Below are 17,888 nucleotides of genomic sequence, written 5' to 3'. Positions count from 1 at the left end.
GTCGCCACCATTCGGCCCAGTGGCGATCGCGAGCGCGGCGCAGCCGGGCGAAGCGGGTCGCCACGATAGGGCCCGTGGCGATCGCGAGCGCGGCGCAGCGCCGGGTAGGTTGATCATGATGGGTGCGAAATCGGGAATTGACGTCAGCCAACTTTCGCCACTTGAGCAGACCGCATTGCTCACCCAGTACGCCCGCGCGCGGGACAGCCGGTGGCCCCGACCAATTCTCGGCGACACGCTCGCCGACGAGATCGTGGCCAAGATCGACTTCGACTTCGACGGGCTCGGCGTGACCGACAGCGTGGTGTGCCAGTCGGCGCTGCGCGCCAAGATGCTCGACGAACGGGTGCGCGGGTTCGTCGCGACCCATCCCGACGCCGTCGTCGTCGATATCGGCGCCGGGCTGGACACGGGCGTGTTCCGGGTCGGCCCACCCGAGACGGTGGACTGGTACAGCGTCGACTTGCCACGCGTTATCACGTTGCGCGAACAGGTCATGCCGACCAGAGACGGCGCCCATTCGGTGGCCGCGTCGGCGGCCGACTCAGGCTGGAGTGACCCGATTCCCGCCGACCGGCCCGCGATGGTGATCGCCGACGGCCTGTTCGCCTTCTTGCCCGAAGAGGTGATTGTCGGCGTGTTCCGGCACGTCAGTGAGCACTTCCGGTCCGGCGAGCTGGCGTTCAACGACTACGGCCGTATCGGCTGGTTCAGCCGGGTCGCGATAAAGCTGGCGCCGCAGAAGATGTTCAGCAGCGTCGGCAGTCAATGGGGGTACGCCGGGTTCAAAGACGCTCGGGTGCCCGAATTGTGGAATCCCCGGTTGACGCTGGTCGAGGAAGCCAGCCTGGCACGGGCTCCCGAGGTCGACCTGTTCCCGGGCTGGATTCGGTTGGCCACCAAGGCATCCGGGAAGTTCAAGGCGGGCGCGCGCAAGGCGCGTATTCTGCGCTACCAGTTCTAGCCCGGTCACGCGGGCAGAGCGCGGTGAATGCCACACGTGCATGCGTCGATTGACGGGCATGTGCATTGCATTCCCCACTCGATGACCTCTCGCGCACGGGCCAGCGACGCCATCTGAGCGTCGATTTCGGCAAGCTTGGCCTCGGCGAGCGCCCGGCTCGCCGGCCGGCCAGGCGTATCGTCGGCGAACAGCAGCTGGATATCGTCCAGCGCGAACCCGGCGGATTTGCACAGGCGGATCACCTCGAGCCGGGCCAGCACCGCGTCGTCGTACCGGCGCTGACCACCCAGCCGCATCGGCGCCGGTACCAGCCCGAGCTTTTCGTAGTAACGCAATGTCGTCGCGGCGACTCCGGCTGCGCGCGCCACCTCTCCGATGGTCATGAGCATCGTGACCTCCCAGGCTTGACTTAGAGTCAACTCTAAGTCGTTGACTGGGTGCCATGCAGACCAACACACTCCACGAGCTGAGCACCGCCCGATACGCACTGCTTCGCAGCTTCCGGCGGGACGGCACGCCCGTCGACACGCCCATCTGGTTCGCGTTAGACGGCACAAAAGACCAAGCGTTGCTGTTTCGAACCAAAGTGGGCCCTAAGACGAAGCGATTGACCGCCCGACCCGAAGTCGAACTCTCGGTGTGCGACTATCGCGGCCGAGTTCGGCCGGGCGCGACGGCTCTGCCCGGGCGGGCCACGATCCTGTCCGGCGCCGATGCGGAACGGGGCAACCGCATGCTGCGCGAACGGTACGGCTGGCAATGGAACGTCGTGCCGCTGATCAAGGTGCCGGGCGTGACCAACGTCCACCAAGATGTGACCCTTCGCGCAAAGCTACGCCGCGCATGCGACCGCGGGGTCTGGGCCGACAGCGCCATTGTCCGGGTCGAGGCGGCATGACTCAGACAACGGACCACGTGTCCGACCCGGTCCGCTCCCCCAGCGTTCTCCAATGCTGCCGCGCCGCAGCCGGACTCGTTCGGGGCATGGTGCGACCGAGACAGCTCGATCAGCGCTTCATCCGCAGCATCGTCGACGCGGGACTGCCCGATTCCCGCCGCACCGTGACCGTGACCGCGCTACCGCAAGTGCCGCGCGTGGTTCCGACCCCGATGATCGTCGAGGGAACGTTTACACCTGCTCGCGTAGAGAACTCGCTGACATCGTTCATCGTCGAGCACCCGAAGGCGACGTTCATCGTCGATCCCGCGGTGTGCATAGATGTCGAGCGACGGGCAATCGCCCAGCTACCCGCGGTGCTGCGCGCCGCGGTGCGTCCGCCCGCCGATACCATCCCCACCATCTCGGCCCTGGCCCGGCTGCCCGAAATGCCTCAGCTGGATTTCGCGTTGCCCACGCACGCCCATTGGGACCACGTGTCGGGACTGCTGGACATGCCCAATCTTCCCGTCCACCTGCACCGCATCGAAAAGGATTGGGTCAGTTCCGGATCCGTCGCCCCCGTCGGGGGGGTCCGGGACTCGCTGCGCGATCGGCCTGTCATCGACTACGACCTGGACGGGCCACCGGTGCTGACCTTCACCAGAAGCCGCGACCTCTTTTCAGACAACTCCGTCATCCTGGTGGACCTGGCCGGCCACACCCCGGGCAGCGTTGGGGTGCTCGCTCATACCGAGCGGGGATGGATCCTGATCGCCGGCGACGCGGCGTGGCACGAATTGCAGATCGAGAAGGTCCGGCAAAAGTCAAGCTACCCCGGCGCTTTGGCGGACGAGGATCGCGACGAGACCTTCAGAACGCTGCACCGGCTGCACCTGGCACGGCACGCGGTGACGATCGTTCCGACCCACGACCATCGGGCGGCGCTGAAACTGCGGGCTTAGCGCGGCCGCCGCCACCCGCGAAGGTGCGTGTTTGTACAGGGACACGCCGTAAGTCGTGTACATCTGCGCACCGTCGCGGCCCTTGAGCGGCTAGCCGCCCAGACAGCCCGGGCCCAGCAGTGCCTTGAGGTCTCCCATCAGCGCCGGCGAGGGAGTCACCCGCAGCGACTGATCCAGCTCCAGCGTGGTGATCCGGTCCCCGCTGATCAGCCGCAGATGCACCTGCGACGTGCCCGGATGGCGGGCCAGCACCTGCTTAAGGGCGCTCACCTTGTCGAGCGTGCACTGCCGCGTCGGCAGGCTGACCGCCAGCGGCCGATCCGGCTGCGCGCTGGAGAAGTCGGGCACCACCAACTCGTTGGCGATCAGGCTGATGCGGTCGTCGCGAACCGCCACCTTGCCGTTGACCAGAACCACCACGTCGTCGGCGATCTCGGCGCCGTAATTCGAGTAGGTGTGCGGGAAGAACATCACCTCGATGCCGCCGGTGAGGTCTTCCAGCTGCGCTGAAGCCCAGGGCATGCCGTTCTTATTGACCCGGCGATTGACGGAAGCCAGGATGCCGCCCACCCGAACCTGGGTGTCGTTGGGGACGTCGCCGTCGAGGATCGCCGGGATGGCGGTATCGACCTGGGCGACCAGCAGGTGTGCCACCTTGTTGAGCGGGTGCCCGGATACGTACAGGCCCAGCATCTCCCGTTCCAGAGCCAGCTTGTGCTTGTCCTCCCACTCGTCTTCGGGCACCTTGATGGTGAACACCGCGCTGGCCCCATCCGCGCCGTCGTCCCAGCCGCCGAACAGGTCGAATTGCCCCATCGCCTCGGCCTTTTTGGTGCCCAGCACCGAGTCCACGGCGTCGGTGTGGATCAGGAAAAGGCCTTTGCGCGCATGTCCGAGCGAGTCGAAAGCACCCGCCTTGATCAGTGACTCGGTGACCTTCTTGTTGCACGCCGAGATGTCGATCTTGTTCAGGTAGTCCGAGAAGTCGGTGAACTTGCCCTTGTCGCTACGGGTTTTGAGCAACGATCCCACCACGTTGGCACCGACATTGCGCACCGCGCCGAGGCCGTAGCGGATGTCTTGCCCGACCGACGCGAAGTTCAGGCCGGACTCATTGACGTCCGGCGGCAACACCGTGATGCCGAGCTTGCGGCAGTCGGCCAGATAAACGGCCGCCTTGTCCTTGTCGTCGCCGACCGAGGTCAACAGACCGGCCATGTACTCGGCGGCATAGTTGGCCTTGAGGTAGGCGGTCCAATAGGAGACCAGGCCGTAGCCGGCGGCGTGCGACTTGTTGAACGCGTAGTCGGCGAACGGCAGGATGGTGTCCCACAACGCTTTAATGGCGCCGGCCGAGAATCCGTTGGCCTTCATGCCGTCGGAGAACCCCTCGAACTCCTTTTCCAGCACCTCGCGCTTCTTCTTGCCCATGGCCTTGCGCAGAATGTCTGCTCGGGCCAGCGAGTAGCTGGCCACCTTCTGCGCGATGCGCATGATCTGCTCTTGGTAGACGATGAGGCCGTATGTCTCGGCGAGGATCTCGCGCAGCGGTTCGGCGAGCTCGGGATGGATCGGTTTGATCGCCTGCCGGTTGTTCTTGCGGTCGGCGTAGTCGTTGTGGGCGTTCATGCCCATCGGGCCCGGCCGGTACAGCGCGAGCACGGCGACGATGTCTTCGAAGCCGGTCGGTTGCATGCGGCGCAGCAGGTCGCGCATCGGCCCGCCGTCGAGTTGGAACACGCCGAGGGTGTCGCCGCGGCCCAGCAGCTCGTAGGTGGGCTTGTCGTCCAGCGGCACGGATTCCAGGTCGAGGTCAATTCCCCTGTTGGCCTTGATGTTATCGATCGCGTCGCCGATGATCGTCAGGTTGCGCAGACCCAGGAAGTCCATCTTCAGCAGGCCGATGGCCTCACACGACGGGTAATCCCAGCCGGTGATGATGGCGCCGTCCTGCGGTCGCTTCCACAGCGGGATGGCCTCGGTCAGCGGCTCGCTGCTCATGATCACCGCGCAGGCATGCACGCCGGCGTTGCGGATGAGGCCTTCGAGGCCACGCGCCGTCTGGTAGATGGTGCGGACGTCCGGATCGGTTTCGATCAGGCTGCGGACCTCGGTGGCCTCCTTGTACCGCTCATGGGTCGGATCGGTGATACCCGCCAGCGGAATGTCTTTGGCCATGATCGCCGGCGGGAGCGCCTTGGTGATCCGGTCGGCGATCGCGAAGCCGGGCTGCCCGTAGTGGATTCGCGCCGAATCCTTCAGGGCCGCTTTGGTTTTGATGGTGCCGAAGGTGATGACCTGTGCGACCCGGTCCTGGCCCCACTTGTCGGCGGCGTAGCGCACCATCTCGCCGCGGCGGCGGTCGTCGAAGTCGATATCGATGTCGGGCATCGATGTGCGTTCGGGGTTGAGGAACCGCTCGAACAGCAGTCCGTGCGGTATCGGGTCGATGTCGGTGATGCCGAGGGCGTAGGCGACCAGTGAGCCGGCGGCCGAACCGCGGCCCGGGCCGACGCGGATGCCGACCGAGCGGGCGTAGTTGATCAGATCGGCGACGATCAGGAAGTAGGACGGGAAACCCTTGGCGCAGATGACGTCGATCTCGTACGCGGCGCGGGTGAGGTAGTTCTCCGGCGGGCCGTCGGGGAAGCGTCGGTTCAGCCCGGCGCCGACCTCGTGGCGCAGCCAGGACGCCTGGTCGTGGCCGTCGGGCACCGGGAAGACCGGCATCCGGTCGCGGGGTGTCCACACGTCGGCATAGGACTGCACCCGCTCGGCGATCAGCAAGGTGGAATCGCAGGCGCCGGGCACCTCGTCGTCCCAGAGTTGGCGCATTTCGGCGTCCGACTTGAGGTAGTAGCCGTCGCCGTCGAACTTGAACCGATTCGGATCCGACAGCGTTTTGCCGGTCTGCACACACAACAGCGCCTCGTGGTTGTGCGCGGCGTCGCGGGTGACGTAGTGGCAGTCGTTGGTGGCCAGCGGCGGAATGTTGAGCGTGCGGCCGATTTCGAGCAACCCGTCGCGGACCCGCTGCTCGATCGACAGCCCGTGATCCATCAACTCGAGGAAGTAGTTGTCCGGTCCGACGATCTCCCGCCATCTGGCGGCGGCCTCCAGCGCCTCGCGGCGCTGGCCGAGGCGAAGCCGGGTCTGCACTTCCCCGGAAGGACAGCCGGTGGTGACGATGATGCCGTCGGCGTGTTCGGCGATGAGTTCGGCGTCCATCCGCGACCACTTGCTCAGCTGGCCTTCGAAGGAGGCCAGCGAGGACAGCTTGAATAGGTTGCGCAGCCCGGTGGCGTTCTCGGCCATCATCGTCAGGTGCGTGTAGGCGCCGCTGCCGGAGACGTCATCGGCCTTCTGGCTGGGATCGCCCCAGGTGACGCGCCGGGTGTCGAAACGGGAAGCGGGAGCGATGTACGCCTCCACGCCGATGATCGGCTTGATCCCGACTTTTGTGGCGGCATTGTAAAACTCGCTGGCGCCGAACATGTTTCCGTGATCGGTCATGCCGATCGCGGGCATTCCCAGCCGCTCCACCTCGGCGAGCATCGGCGTGATCTTCGCGGCACCGTCCAGCATCGAGTACTCGGTGTGGTTATGCAGGTGCACGAAGGACTGGTTCATAGAGACGCCAGTCTATGACCGAGCTCTGACGCTTTCCCGGCGTGTCGCGGAGTGTGTCTTGAATGATGGTGGTGACCCGCTTCCCGCGGCTGCGCCGCGCTCGCGATCACCACTGGGCCTGATGGTGGTGACCCGCTTCCCGCGGCTGCGCCGCGCTCGCGATCACCACTGGCGCGTTTACCCGTAGAGCTCTACGAAGTTCTTCAGCGACTTCTGCACATCGCCTTTGGCGACGCGGGCAGCCGCCGAACCAACCGGGCCGAACAACGGTCGCCCGCCCAGCTCGAGGCGCAGGCCAAGGGTGGACCCGTCGTCGGTGGGCTGCACGGTGAGCCTGACGCCGTACTTCGTTCCGCCTTTGCCGTCTCCTGACATCGCGACCTCATGCGGGGGGTCCCACTTGGTGACCGTCCAGGTCACCCGGTTGCGCAAGCCTTTGGAGCGTGCCACGCCCACGACCTGGGTTCCTTCGGCGATCTCGTTGGGCAATTCGCTGCGCCAGCCCTCGTGCATGACGAGCCACTCGCCCAGGTCGGAGAGGTCGGCAACGTGGTCCCACATCTCCTGTGGGCTCATCGGCATATCGGCGCTCAACTCAACGGAAGCCATCGGGTGAGCCTAACGCTGACGACTGGACGGGCCCGCAAAAGCGTCCCGGGTTCCTTCTCCCTCGTCAATGCCGATGCGCTCGTGCAGCCGGCGCAGCGCTTTAGGGGCCCACCAGTTAGCGCGGCCCATCAGGCGCATGAACGCCGGCAGCAGCAGCATGCGTACCAGCGTCGCGTCCACCACTATCGCCAGCGTGAGTCCGAGACCGAACATTCTCATGAACGACACCTGCGCGGCTATCAACGCAGCGAACGAGATTGCCATCAGCAGCGCCGCGGCCGTCACCACCCGACCGGAACGCGCCAGACCCAGCGCGACGGCCTCTTCGTTGGCCTGCGGGGTTTGATCGGATACCAGCCAATGCTCGCGGATCCGCGACACCAAGAACACCTCGTAATCCATTGACAGACCGAACGCGATGCAGAACAGCAGGACCGGCATGTGGACCATCAGGGTGCCGATGGCGGTGGTGCCGAATGCCCCGAGGTGGCCGTCCTGGAAGATCCACACCAGCGCGCCGAATGCCGCGGTCAGCGACAATACATTGAGTACCAACGCTTTCAGCGGCAGCACCACGCTGCCGGTCAACAAGAACAGCAGCGCAAACGTGATGATCGCGATGATCGACAGGACCAGTGGCAGCCGCGACGTCACCGCCTGGGCGCTGTCGCGGTTTATCTGCGCCCTGCCGGTGAATTGGACGTCGCGACCGCCCGGACCGGCGACGGCCTGCAGGCGATCCAACTGCCGTTCCGATGCTTTGGAGAACAGCCGATCCGAGCTGCCCACCGTTATGAACGCACTGCCGTCCTTTACACCGGTGGGCGCTGACGGTGGCCCGGCCAGCGACCCGTTCACGAAGCTCCCGCCCGGTGCCGACACGGACATCACGTCGGGCACGCGGGAGAGCTGCGCGGCATAGCGATCGATGTCCCCGGGCGTCAACGTGGTTGCATCCGGGATCACGACGGTCACGTCCGCGTCGGCGTTGACCGCGAAGTCGGAGCGCATCTGGTCTCCGACCTGTCGCGCCGACGCCGACTCCGGCAACACCCGGTCGTCGGAGAAACCCGAATTCACCCACAGAAACGGCGTGCCCAGCACCAGCAGCAGCGCGAGCACCGCCACGCCGATCGGAACCGGCCGTCGCATCACGGCTTTGGTCGAGCGGTACAAGAAGCTCTCTTGGATCGGGCGCGTCACCGGCTCGGGTCGTCTCATCAGCCGCCGCACGTTCAGCGAGTCCAGGCGGTCACCCAACAGCACGATCACGGCGGGGGTGATCATCACCGCGGCCACCGCCGCCAGTGCGACCACCGCGACGCCCGCATAGGCGAACGACTTCAGAAAGTACATCGGGAACAGCACCATCGTGACCATCGACAGGGCAACGGTCGTCGCCGAGAACAGCACGGTCCGTCCCGCCGTGCCCATCGTGCGAACCAGTGCGTCGTCGCGGCTCCTGCCATCGGCGATCTCGTCGCGGTATCGGCTGATAATCAACAGGGTGTAGTCGATCGCCAGCGCCAAGCCCATGGCCACCGTGAGGTTGAGCGCGAAGACCGAGACGTCGGTCGTAATGGTGATCACGCGCAGCATCGCCAACGTGCAAACGATCGCGAAGCCGCCGACCGCCATCGGTATCGCCGCGGCGAGCAGACCGCCGAACACCCACACCAGCGCAACGAAACTCAATGGGAACGCGATGGATTCCATGACCAGCAGGTCTTTTTCGCTCTGCTTGTTGATCTGCGCGTAGGTCAGGGCCTCGCCACCGGCCTTCACAGTGACGCCGTCGCGATCGTGCACGACCTTCTTCGCCAGTGCCGCGGCGGCCTTCTGCGCGCCGGTCGTGCCACCGGTGATGCCGGCGATGATCAGTCCAGTCTTACCGTCGGTGCTGATCAAGCCCGCCGCGGCCGACGGCGGGACGGTCCACGCCGAGCTCACCCGGGCGACGTCCGGCGACGCTTTCAACTGCCCGACGATGTCGGTGGCCACGGTCCGGGCGGTCTCGCTCTGGACGCCCGCCCCGGAAGTGACGGCCACGATCATCTCGAGGTCGCCGTTGCCGAACTTCTCCGCGAGCAGGCGCTGAGCCCGCGAAGACTCCGACGACGGATCCTGATAGCCGCCGGCCGACAAGGCGTCGATGACAGAGAAGCCGAAAACCCCGGCGCCGATCATGATCAGGACAGCTGCGGCGATGATCCTGCGTGGCGCGGCTGTGGCGAGTCGGGCAACTCCGTGCAGCATCTGGCTCGCTCCTTACCTTGTCGGTGGGCGGCCCAGTCTGCGTGCGGTTCAGCGACCCTGTGAGCCGCGCAGCCGGTTGCCGATCCGGATCGCGGGCAGGAGCAGGGTGCGTGGCACGTATCTGCCGCCGGTGCTGACGAATTTGGGCACCACGCCCGGCACCACGCTGCGCCGGCCGGCGAGCATTCCCCCGATGGCGGCCTCGGCGACGTCCTTCGGCGAGACCTGGGCCAGGGGAATGCTGAACCGCTCCGCGTTGGCGATCTCGGCCCACTCCGTCGGCACCGGCCCGGGGCACAGGGATGTGACCGAGACGCCCGTACCGTGCAACTCCTCGTGGATGGCTTCCGAGAAGGTCTGCACAAAGGCCTTAGTGGCCGAATACACCGCCATGAAGGGCATCGGCTGGAATCCGGCGATCGACGCGATGTTCAGCACCGCACCGGCACCCCGCTGCACCATGCCCGGCAGGGCCGCGTGGGTCATCTCCATCAGCACCAGCGCGTTGAGTGTGACTTCCTCACTCTCGCGTTCGACCGGCAACTCATGGAACACCCCGCTGGTGCCGAAGCCGGCACTGTTGCACAGCCCGGCGATCTCCTGGGTGCGGAGCCGGTCAGCCAGCTTCCCGCGGCCCTGGGGATCGCTGAGGTCGAGCGGCAAGACCTCGACACCGACCGAGTATTCCTTGCCCACCTCGTTGGCGAGTTCGTCGAGACGCTCACGGCGCCGCGCGACCAGCAGTAGCGGGAAACCGCGCCGGGCGAGGCCGCGGGCCAATTCGGAACCGATGCCTGAGGAGGCACCGGTGATGACGACGGTTGTCTGGCTGTTCGGCTTCGGAAGGCTCATAAGGTCACCAATGTATCCCTCGGGTCGCTTGCAGGAACGTTTGACTGCGTCTGTCGAAATCCGAGCTGTCGGTTGCGGATTCGCCTCCTTTGGCCGCGGCTGAGTCCTGGAACATGGCGAACGCGCGGTTGCGTACCCGGTCCATCACCGCCGGGTTGACCGCGTCGGCCATGGCAGCGAACTGTCCGAACGGCGAACTGGCGCGGCGGGGCCGATGCACGATCGCGTCGGCGATCACACCTGCGGCCTGGTCCGGCGTCAGGGTCGGGAATTTGTCGTACATCGTGGTCGGGCTGATCATCGGCGTTCGCACCAATGCCATGTGCACGGTGGTGAAACGGACATGTTCGTTCACGGTTTCGGCTTGCAAGGCGTCGCAGAGGCTGTCCAGCGCGGCCTTGCTGGCGATGTAGGCGCCGAAGCGTGGCGCGCGGGTCTGCACACCCACCGAGGAGACATTGACGATGTGCCCGAAACCGCGTTCCCGCATACCGGGGATGAACTTCAGAATGAGCTGAACCGCACCGAGGTAGTTCAGCTGAATTGTCCGCTGGTAGTCGTGGATCCGGTCATAGGACAGCTCCAACGAACGCCGAATCGATCGGCCCGCGTTGTTGATCAGAACGTCGACGCCACCCAGGTCGGCGAGCACCTTGTCGGCCATCGCTGCGATCGCGTCCATGTCGGACAGGTCGCATGAGTAGTAGTGCGCCGCCCCGCCTTCGTCGCGGATCTCGTCGGCGACCTTTTCGAGGTTCTCCAGGGTGCGCGCCACCAGCACCACCGTCCCACCGGCTTCCGCGATCTTTTTCGCGGCGGCCTCACCGATGCCAGACGATCCACCCGTGATCAGCACGGTCTTGCCTTCGACCGCGTCGCTCAGTGTCCGACCCTGCACCACGTCGAGCAAATTCCTCAGATAGAAGGGCCGATACCGCCCAGCCGAGTTCGGGGTGTTGACGATGTTGGACATCGTCGCGAACGGCTTCTCGACCAAGTTCGCTAGATCACCGAGATTCATCGGCTGTGGCTCCTGACGGTTTTGCCCCGCGGGGCGGCTGTGGGTGTGACACAGGTCATAGTGCCAACCTAAGTCATCATCCGGCTAATCGGTACCGAATGACGTCATGAGGCCCGACGGGTGCCGTCCCGGCCGGACCTTGACGAACACGTGTGCAATCCGCTTGTTACACCGAATAATCCGGGCGTGATCGCGCTCTAACCGATGCGCAATGGTCAAATGCTGCACTACCCCAATGGGAATATGCTCCACTATTTCAATGCGAATATCGCCGCGGCCAATGGGGATATTGTCGCGTTTTCGCAAGGCCCCGCCGGCCAGCATCTACGACCGGATCGGCGGACACGAGGCGATTGAAGTCGTCGTCGCCGACTTCTACGTTCGAGTGCTGGCTGATGAGCAACTGTCGGGCTTCTTCTCCGGAACGAATATGAATCGTCTCAGAGGCAAGCAGGCGGAGTTCTTCGCCGCCGCTCTCGGCGGCCCCGAGCCGTACACCGGAGCACCGATGAAGCAGGTGCATCAGGGTCGCGGCATCACCATGCACCACTTCAACCTGGTCGCCGGGCACCTGAGTGATGCCCTTACCGCGGCCGGCGTCCCCGCCGAGACGGTCACCGAAATACTCGGTCTCATCGCGCCATTGGCAACCGATATCGCGTCGAGTGAAACGACCGCCGCCGGAATCTGAGCCGAGCTTCGTCCAAAACTTGCGTGCGCCCCGTTCCAAGAATCCATCAAGGATTCGCTAAGAATCCGTCAAGGGGGTGGTGGCAACCTGGGGTTCTCCATCGGAGAAAGCCGACGCGAGAGAGGTGACACGGCATTGATGCCCGACGTTTTGGACCGCCCCCAACTACGCCCCTACTGCACAAATGACCGTCTTTTCTTCGGACCTGGCTCCCATGTGGAGGTGTATCGCGACGAGGTCGACGCCCCGGCGCCGGCCGCAACCCGCGTCCCACGCACCGGTGCCCTGCCGCCGCAGCGGGAGACCCTGCTGATCGATGAGGACGAGGCTCGCTTGCTTGCCCGGGCCGCTCTCGCCGATGCCGGACTGTGCGCCACCGACGCCCAACAGGTGGCCGACGCGCTGGTAGACGCTTCCCTGCGCGGGATCGACACCCACGGGTTGGGGTTGCTCCCGCAGTATCTGGACGAGCTGGCCACCGGGGCCGCCGACGCGACGGCCATGATCAGCGTCGTTTCCGACCGTGGCGCGGGCGTGCTGATCGACGCCGACGGCGCGCTCGGTGTTGTTGCCGGGCTGGCTGCCGCCGGATTGGCTGCCAAGCGCGCCGCAAAATTCGGCGTGGCCGCCGTCGCTGTTCGTAACTCCCACGATTTCGGTGCTGCCTCGGTCTACACCCGCCAACTTGCTCGAGACGGGCTGGTCGGCATTGCGGTCAGTTCGGCCGCATCGCGGGAAGCCTCCGACGACGGCGTCCAACCGCTGTTCGGTAGCAGCCACCAAGGACACGGCCTGGCCGCGGCGGTGGCGCTGTTCGGCGGTGTGCTGACCGGGGCGCCATTGGACGGGCAGCCATCGCAGGCGGACGACGACGCCGCCGGGCAGAGCCGGGGCGTGGGTCACCTGCTGATCGCGCTGGATCCGAGCGCCTTCGCCGGCCAAGGCGACGTCAGCGCCGGCCTGGCCGATCTGTTGGGCGGCGTTCAGGCTGCCACGCCCAGCGATGCGCAGCACGAAGGTTTGCCGCAGGCTGTTCAGCTGGACGCGCGGACCGCGGATGTGCTGTCCTCGGTCGCCACGATGCTCGGCGTCGTTGGTCCCATATCTGAGCTCACCGCCCTCGCTGTCTAGTTCCCGGGTGACAATGCCTGCATGGCGCCCACATTCGAGGAACTGGTGGCCGATGCCGATACGACATCGGTGGACGGCTGGGATTTTTCCTGGCTCGACGGCCGCGCGACCGAGCAACGACCATCCTGGGGCTACCAGCGGCTGATGAGCCGCCGGCTGGCCGCCGCGTCGGCCGCACTGGACGTTCAGACCGGCGGCGGGGAGGTGCTGGCGGGGGCGGAGAAATTTCCGCCAACCATGGCCGCCGCCGAGGCTTGGCCGCCCAATGCGGCGCTGGCGACCCAGCTGCTGCACCCGCGCGGCGTGGTCGTCGTGCGGATTCGAGACGAGCCGCCGCTGCCCTTCGCCGACGAGGCTTTCGACCTGGTCACCAGCCGCCACCCCAACATCGTGTGGTGGACCGAGATCGCGCGGGTACTGCGTCCTGGCGGCACCTACCTGGCGCAGCACATCGGGCCCGCTTCGATGGCGGAGCTGGTCGAGTACTTCATCGGGCCGCAACCGGAAGCCTGGGCCCGCCGTCACCCGGACAACGAACGTACAGCGGCGTGCGGCGCCGGACTGCACGTCATCGACATGCGCATGGAACGGCTGCGCGCAGAGTTCTTCGACGTCGGCGCCGTTATCTACTTCCTACGCAAGGTGATTTGGCCCGTTCCGGAGTTCAGCGTGCAGCGCTTTCGCCCGAAGCTGCGGGAACTCCACGACCGCATCGAGTCCGAAGGCCCCTTCGTCGCTCACGCCACGCGAGTCCTCGTTGAGGCCCGAAAGCCCGGCTGATCCGGCGGTCAGTGCTCGCCGCGCAGGACGCCGAGCGCGTGTTCCAAATCGGGTGGGTATGGGCTGACGATCTCCATTCGCCGGCCATCGGCCGGATGGGCGAATGCCAGCGACCGCGCGTGCAGCCATTGACGTTGCAGGCCAAGCTTTTTGGCCAGCGTCGGATCGGCCCCGTAGACGAGGTCACCGCAGCAGGGGTGATGCAGTGCGGCGAAATGCACCCGGATCTGGTGAGTGCGGCCGGTTTCCAGCTGCACATCAAGCAGGCTGGCGGCGACGAAGGCTTCGACAGTGTCGTAGTGGGTGATGCTGTGCCGGCCGTTCTTGGTGACCGCGAACTTCCATTCGTGTCCGCGGCGCCGGCCGATGGGTGCGTCGATCGTCCCGCTGGACGGATCCGGATGTCCCTGCACTAGCGCGTGATAACGCTTCTCCACCGTGCGTTGCTTGAAAGCCCGCTTCAGCACGGTGTATGCGCGCTCGGAGAGCGCCACCACCATCACGCCCGAGGTGCCGACGTCGAGGCGGTGCACGATCCCTTGCCGCTCGTGCACACCCGATGTGGTGATCCGGTAACCGACGGCGGCCAAGCCGCCGAGCACCGTGGGACCCGTCCAGCCGACCGACGCGTGCGCGGCCACCGCGGCCGGTTTGTCGACGGCGACGATGTCGTCGTCGGAATACAAAATCGTCATGCCCTCGATGTCGACGGGCGTGTTCTCCGGCGGCGCCACCGGCTCGGGCAGCCGCACCTGCAGAAAGGCACCGGAGTTAAGGCGGTCGGATTTTCCGGCCTGCACACCGTCGAGTTCGACGCCGCCGTCCTCGGCGAGAGCCGCCGCGGCGCTGCGGGACAACCCCAGCAGGCGGGCAAGACCGGCGTCAACGCGCATGCCGGCCAAACCCTCCGGGACCAGCATCGAGCGGTCAGTCACACGCGCCGCCGGCTGTCGGCGTCTTGGTCGGCCTCACCCGCGTCGGCTTTACGCCGGCCCACCGTGTCGAAGTCGAAGCCGAAGACGGACAGCACGACCAGCAGGATGGCCCCGCCGACGACGGACGGATCGGCGACGTTGAAGACCGGCCACCACCCGACCGACAAAAAGTCCACGACATGCCCCCGCAGCGGCCCGGGCGCCCGGAAAAAGCGGTCGACCAGGTTGCCCATGGCGCCGCCAAGGATCATCCCGAGTCCCAGCGCCCACCACGGCGACACCAGCCGCCGGCCCATCCAGAAGATGCCGACCACCACCCCGGTGGCGATCAACGTCAACACCCAGGTGTATCCGGTCGCCATCGAGAACGCTGCCCCCGAGTTGCGCACCAAAGTCCAGGTCACCGTGTCACCGATGATCGACACCGGCTGACCCGGGGGCAGCAGCCGCACGGCGAGCACCTTGGTGACGATGTCCAGCGTCAGCACGACCGCCGCGACGGACAACAGCAGGCGCAGCCGCCTCGGAGGATTCTGAGGACTCTGCGACGCGGAAGACTCAGCTTCCCCGGCCGCGTCGTTCTCAGTCACCGGCTCCGCCGATCCTGTTGGTTCGTCAGGCACTCCCCCATCATCCCCCAGTGGTGATCGCGAGCGCGGCGCAGCCGGGCGAAGCGGGTCGCCACCATCAGACCCAGTGGTGATCGCGAGCGCGGCGCAGCCGGGCGAAGCGGGTCGCCACCATTCGGCCCAGTGGTGATCGCGAGCGCGGCGCAGCCGGGCTGTCGCCGATACAGCATGGACGACCCCGCGATCGGCCGCGACCGGCAGCGTGCGCGAAGATCCCAGCATGGCCCGCGTCACCGTCATCACCACCGGAGGCACGATTGCCACCAGCACCGGGGCCGACGGGGTCCGTCGGCCCAGCCACGGCGGTGCGGAGCTGATGGCGGGCTTAGTAGATGGCGGTCTCGACATCGAAATAGTCGACCTGATGTCGCTCGACAGCTCTGAGCTGACACCGGCCGATTGGGACCGGATGCGCGCTGCGCTGCAGATGGCGATCGATGCCGGCGCCGACGGAGTCGTCATCACCCATGGGACCGACACCCTCGAGGAGACCGCGCTGTGGCTCGAGTTGACCTACGCGGGCACCGCCCCGGTCGTATTGACCGGTGCCATGCGCAGCGCCGATGCCCCCGACGCTGATGGTCCCGCCAATCTGCGCGCCGCGTTGACCCTCGCGGCCAGCGCGGATGCCCGTGGCCAGGGCGTATTGGTGTGTTTCGCCGGCCGGGTTATGCAACCGTTGGGCCTCCGGAAGGCTGCCACCCCGGACCTGAGCGGGTTCGCCGGCGAGACACTCGGCACGGTTTCGGACAAGGTCACGCTCAAGGCCAAGACGCGCCCTTATGTCGGCGATGTGAGCGCCCGCGACGCGCCGCGGGTCGACATCGTGGCCGCGTACCCGGGCAGTGACGCGGTGGCGCTGGATGCCTGTGTGGCCGCAGGGGCGCGTGCGGTGGTGTTAGAGGCGGTGGGGTCGGGCAATGCCGGAGCCGAGGTGATCGACGGGGTGCGCCGTCACTGCCGCGAGGGGATCGTGATCGCGGTGTCCACCCGGGTGTGCGGCGGGCGGGTCAGCGCAGGTTACGGTCCGGGTCATGACCTGGTTGCGGCCGGTGCGCTGATGGTGCCGCTGTTGGCACCATCCCAGGCCCGGGTGCTGTTGATGGCCGCGCTGGCCGCGGAGTTACCCGTCGCCGGCATCCTCGACCGCTGGGGCTGAACTTTCGGTCGGCTCCTCCTGCCGAAGGGTGCCAACGTAGTCCGGCCAGTCCAGGCTGTCGACCGGATTGGCGCCGGCGATATCGCAGTTGTCGACCGGGAACGTGCGGGCGGGCCCAGGCCCCGAGCTGCGGGTTTCGAACCGGACGGTGACGACGCCGTGGCCCGCCCCCTGCACCCAGCCGTGCCCGAACTCGCGATGGACGACGTCGTCGCCGACGCGCCACTGTGAGACTTCAGGACCCGGTGCGAACATGGCGGCCGTTGCGGTCGCGACCTCATGTTCTGACTGAGGCTGGAACCCGGACAGTTCCAAGTCCGGGAACAGCGACTCCTGGTGCACATCGCTGAGGCCCGAAAAGCCAACGCCGAGCAGCCGGATTGGACCGATCTGCAGCGGATCGAGCAGCAGCCGCCGGGCCACCGCAATAAGCGTGCCCGCCTCGGTCGTGGGGTAGGGCATCGTCGCCGACCGGGTGAGCGTGCTCATGTCGGATTTCTTCAGCTTCACCGTGACGGTGCGGGCGCCGCGGCCGTCGCGCAGCAGCCGCTGATGCGCATGCTCGGCGATCGGGTCGATGGCTTCACGCAACTGCTCCAGGGTGGTCAGGTCGACGGCAAAGGTGGACTCGGCGCTGATCTGCTTGGCCTCGGCACGCTCGGCGACGGGGCGGTCATCGATACCTCGGGCCAGCCGGTGCAGTGCGGTCCCGATCGTTGCGCCCAGGATGTTGGCCACTTCGGCGTCGGTCAGCGCGGCCAGCTGGCCGATGGTCTCGATACCGAGCCGGTGCAGCTTCTCCTCGGCGACCGGGCCGATGCCCCACAGCCGGCGCACCGGCAACCCGCTGAGCAGCAACTGCTCTTCGGTGCGGCCGACCACCCGGACGCCGTCGGGTTTGGCCAGGCCGGAAGCGATCTTGGCGATCTGCTTGCCCGAGCCCGCGCCCACCGAGGCAACCAGTCCGGTCTCTTCGCGCACCCGCCGCCGCAGGTTTTCACAGAAGCCCTCGACATCCTCGACCGACGCACCGGCCAGCTGGGGCGGTTCCCCGAAGGCCTCGTCGAACGACAGCTGCTCCACGACGGGCACCAGGCTGCGCACGGTGTCGAAGACCCGCCGGCTTGCCACGCCGTACACCACGCCGCGCGGCGGCAACACGACCGCAGTCACGCCGACCAGCCGTCGGGCCTGGTGCATCGGCATGGCCGACCGGGCCCCGAACACCCGAGCCTCATAGCTCGCGCCGGCCACCACACCGCGGCCGCCCAAACCGCCCACCAGCACCGGTCGCCCATGCAGCGTCGGCCGGGTGAGTTGCTCGACGGAGGCGAAGAACGCGTCCATGTCTAGGTGCAGCACCCAACGGGACTCCACAGCCGGTAATGC

Annotated in this window: 16 protein-coding genes and 1 pseudogene; 8 read left to right on the top strand and 9 right to left on the bottom strand. The window is 66.5% G+C overall.

Going from position 1 to position 17,888, the window contains the following annotated elements; genetic code table 11:
• Positions 1 to 118 precede the first annotated feature (118 nt).
• Positions 119 to 964 (top strand): class I SAM-dependent methyltransferase, encoded by an 846-nt coding sequence (locus AC5Y21_RS24780; RefSeq protein ID WP_499916579.1) that lies wholly within the window; start codon positions 119 to 121, stop codon positions 962 to 964.
• A gap of 5 nt (positions 965 to 969) precedes the next feature.
• On the opposite strand, the gene AC5Y21_RS24775 is transcribed toward AC5Y21_RS24780, so the two are convergent.
• Entirely contained in the window at positions 970 to 1,353 is a 384-nt protein-coding gene (locus AC5Y21_RS24775) for a MerR family transcriptional regulator (protein WP_499916575.1), read from the bottom strand.
• Positions 1,354 to 1,406: 53 nt separating this feature from the next.
• On the opposite strand from AC5Y21_RS24775, the gene AC5Y21_RS24770 reads away from it, so the two are divergent.
• Both AC5Y21_RS24770 and AC5Y21_RS24765 read left to right on the top strand, forming a co-directional pair.
• Positions 1,407 to 1,862, top strand: a complete 456-nt coding sequence (locus AC5Y21_RS24770) for a PPOX class F420-dependent oxidoreductase (RefSeq protein ID WP_499916573.1) — start codon at positions 1,407 to 1,409, stop codon at positions 1,860 to 1,862.
• On the top strand, positions 1,859 to 2,806 hold the full coding sequence (locus tag AC5Y21_RS24765; RefSeq protein WP_499916570.1) for an MBL fold metallo-hydrolase: 948 nt from the start codon (positions 1,859 to 1,861) through the stop codon (positions 2,804 to 2,806). The genes AC5Y21_RS24770 and AC5Y21_RS24765 overlap by 4 nt, the downstream gene beginning before the upstream one ends.
• A 90-nt stretch (positions 2,807 to 2,896) precedes the next feature.
• On the opposite strand, the gene dnaE is transcribed toward AC5Y21_RS24765, so the two are convergent.
• From dnaE to AC5Y21_RS24740, 5 genes are all read right to left on the bottom strand, one after another.
• The gene (dnaE, locus tag AC5Y21_RS24760) at positions 2,897 to 6,436 is read right to left on the bottom strand and encodes a DNA polymerase III subunit alpha (RefSeq protein WP_499916568.1); all 3,540 of its coding nucleotides are present in this window, start codon (positions 6,434 to 6,436) and stop codon (positions 2,897 to 2,899) included.
• A gap of 177 nt (positions 6,437 to 6,613) precedes the next feature.
• Positions 6,614 to 7,045, bottom strand: coding sequence for a type II toxin-antitoxin system Rv0910 family toxin (locus AC5Y21_RS24755; RefSeq protein WP_499916566.1), 432 nt, complete (start codon positions 7,043 to 7,045; stop codon positions 6,614 to 6,616).
• A 9-nt stretch (positions 7,046 to 7,054) separates the two neighbouring features.
• Positions 7,055 to 9,301 carry an MMPL family transporter gene (locus tag AC5Y21_RS24750; RefSeq protein ID WP_499916564.1) on the bottom strand — a complete coding sequence of 749 codons (2,247 nt, stop codon included), beginning with the start codon at positions 9,299 to 9,301 and terminating at the stop codon, positions 7,055 to 7,057.
• A 48-nt stretch (positions 9,302 to 9,349) separates the two neighbouring features.
• On the bottom strand, positions 9,350 to 10,153 hold the full coding sequence (locus tag AC5Y21_RS24745) for an SDR family NAD(P)-dependent oxidoreductase (RefSeq protein ID WP_499916562.1): 804 nt from the start codon (positions 10,151 to 10,153) through the stop codon (positions 9,350 to 9,352).
• A gap of 4 nt (positions 10,154 to 10,157) precedes the next feature.
• On the bottom strand, positions 10,158 to 11,174 hold the full coding sequence (locus AC5Y21_RS24740; RefSeq protein WP_499916561.1) for an SDR family NAD(P)-dependent oxidoreductase: 1,017 nt from the start codon (positions 11,172 to 11,174) through the stop codon (positions 10,158 to 10,160).
• A gap of 280 nt (positions 11,175 to 11,454) precedes the next feature.
• Between AC5Y21_RS24740 and AC5Y21_RS24735 the strand changes: the two genes are divergently transcribed.
• From AC5Y21_RS24735 to AC5Y21_RS24725, 3 genes are all read left to right on the top strand, one after another.
• Positions 11,455 to 11,865: a group I truncated hemoglobin gene (locus AC5Y21_RS24735; protein WP_499916577.1), complete on the top strand. Its 411-nt coding sequence runs from the start codon at positions 11,455 to 11,457 to the stop codon at positions 11,863 to 11,865.
• 138 nt (positions 11,866 to 12,003) lie between these two features.
• The gene (locus AC5Y21_RS24730) at positions 12,004 to 12,996 is read left to right on the top strand and encodes an Ldh family oxidoreductase (RefSeq protein WP_499916559.1); all 993 of its coding nucleotides are present in this window, start codon (positions 12,004 to 12,006) and stop codon (positions 12,994 to 12,996) included.
• 21 nt (positions 12,997 to 13,017) lie between these two features.
• Positions 13,018 to 13,776 (top strand): class I SAM-dependent methyltransferase, encoded by a 759-nt coding sequence (locus tag AC5Y21_RS24725; RefSeq protein ID WP_499916557.1) that lies wholly within the window; start codon positions 13,018 to 13,020, stop codon positions 13,774 to 13,776.
• An 8-nt stretch (positions 13,777 to 13,784) separates the two neighbouring features.
• Here the strand turns inward: AC5Y21_RS24725 and AC5Y21_RS24720 are convergent, their stop codons facing one another.
• Complete coding sequence (locus tag AC5Y21_RS24720) at positions 13,785 to 14,711, bottom strand: RluA family pseudouridine synthase (protein ID WP_499916555.1); 927 nt, start codon at positions 14,709 to 14,711, stop codon at positions 13,785 to 13,787.
• Positions 14,708 to 15,334, bottom strand: a complete 627-nt coding sequence (gene lspA, locus AC5Y21_RS24715) for a signal peptidase II (RefSeq protein WP_499916553.1) — start codon at positions 15,332 to 15,334, stop codon at positions 14,708 to 14,710. The genes AC5Y21_RS24720 and lspA overlap by 4 nt, the downstream gene beginning before the upstream one ends.
• 17 nt (positions 15,335 to 15,351) lie before the next feature.
• Here lspA and AC5Y21_RS24710 point away from each other — a divergent pair.
• Positions 15,352 to 15,458: pseudogene (locus AC5Y21_RS24710) on the top strand (hypothetical protein); the annotation flags it as partial.
• Positions 15,459 to 15,560: 102 nt separating this feature from the next.
• Positions 15,561 to 16,499 (top strand): asparaginase, encoded by a 939-nt coding sequence (locus AC5Y21_RS24705; protein ID WP_499916550.1) that lies wholly within the window; start codon positions 15,561 to 15,563, stop codon positions 16,497 to 16,499.
• On the opposite strand, the gene AC5Y21_RS24700 is transcribed toward AC5Y21_RS24705, so the two are convergent.
• Positions 16,464 to 17,876: a DNA polymerase IV gene (locus tag AC5Y21_RS24700; protein ID WP_499916548.1), complete on the bottom strand. Its 1,413-nt coding sequence runs from the start codon at positions 17,874 to 17,876 to the stop codon at positions 16,464 to 16,466. The two genes, AC5Y21_RS24705 and AC5Y21_RS24700, sit on opposite strands and share 36 nt — an antisense overlap.
• Positions 17,877 to 17,888 lie beyond the last annotated feature (12 nt).

It is taken from the genome of Mycobacterium sp. NGS41 (assembly GCF_059812725.1).
This window is presented reverse-complemented; position numbering and strand designations above follow the sequence as displayed.

Excerpts from the sequence above, each read along its gene's own strand:
- AC5Y21_RS24730 (WP_499916559.1), top strand. The coding sequence starts at position 12,004 with ATGCCCGACGTTTTGGACCGCCCCCAACTACGCCCCTACTGCACAAAT.
- dnaE (WP_499916568.1), bottom strand. The coding sequence starts at position 6,436 with ATGAACCAGTCCTTCGTGCACCTGCATAACCACACCGAGTACTCGATG.
- AC5Y21_RS24725 (WP_499916557.1), top strand. The coding sequence starts at position 13,018 with ATGGCGCCCACATTCGAGGAACTGGTGGCCGATGCCGATACGACATCG.
- AC5Y21_RS24755 (WP_499916566.1), bottom strand. The coding sequence starts at position 7,045 with ATGGCTTCCGTTGAGTTGAGCGCCGATATGCCGATGAGCCCACAGGAG.
- AC5Y21_RS24750 (WP_499916564.1), bottom strand. The coding sequence starts at position 9,301 with ATGCTGCACGGAGTTGCCCGACTCGCCACAGCCGCGCCACGCAGGATC.
- AC5Y21_RS24745 (WP_499916562.1), bottom strand. The coding sequence starts at position 10,153 with ATGAGCCTTCCGAAGCCGAACAGCCAGACAACCGTCGTCATCACCGGT.
- AC5Y21_RS24780 (WP_499916579.1), top strand. The coding sequence starts at position 119 with ATGGGTGCGAAATCGGGAATTGACGTCAGCCAACTTTCGCCACTTGAG.
- AC5Y21_RS24705 (WP_499916550.1), top strand. The coding sequence starts at position 15,561 with ATGGCCCGCGTCACCGTCATCACCACCGGAGGCACGATTGCCACCAGC.
- AC5Y21_RS24770 (WP_499916573.1), top strand. The coding sequence starts at position 1,407 with ATGCAGACCAACACACTCCACGAGCTGAGCACCGCCCGATACGCACTG.
- AC5Y21_RS24765 (WP_499916570.1), top strand. The coding sequence starts at position 1,859 with ATGACTCAGACAACGGACCACGTGTCCGACCCGGTCCGCTCCCCCAGC.
- AC5Y21_RS24735 (WP_499916577.1), top strand. The coding sequence starts at position 11,455 with ATGGGGATATTGTCGCGTTTTCGCAAGGCCCCGCCGGCCAGCATCTAC.
- AC5Y21_RS24740 (WP_499916561.1), bottom strand. The coding sequence starts at position 11,174 with ATGAATCTCGGTGATCTAGCGAACTTGGTCGAGAAGCCGTTCGCGACG.
- AC5Y21_RS24775 (WP_499916575.1), bottom strand. The coding sequence starts at position 1,353 with ATGCTCATGACCATCGGAGAGGTGGCGCGCGCAGCCGGAGTCGCCGCG.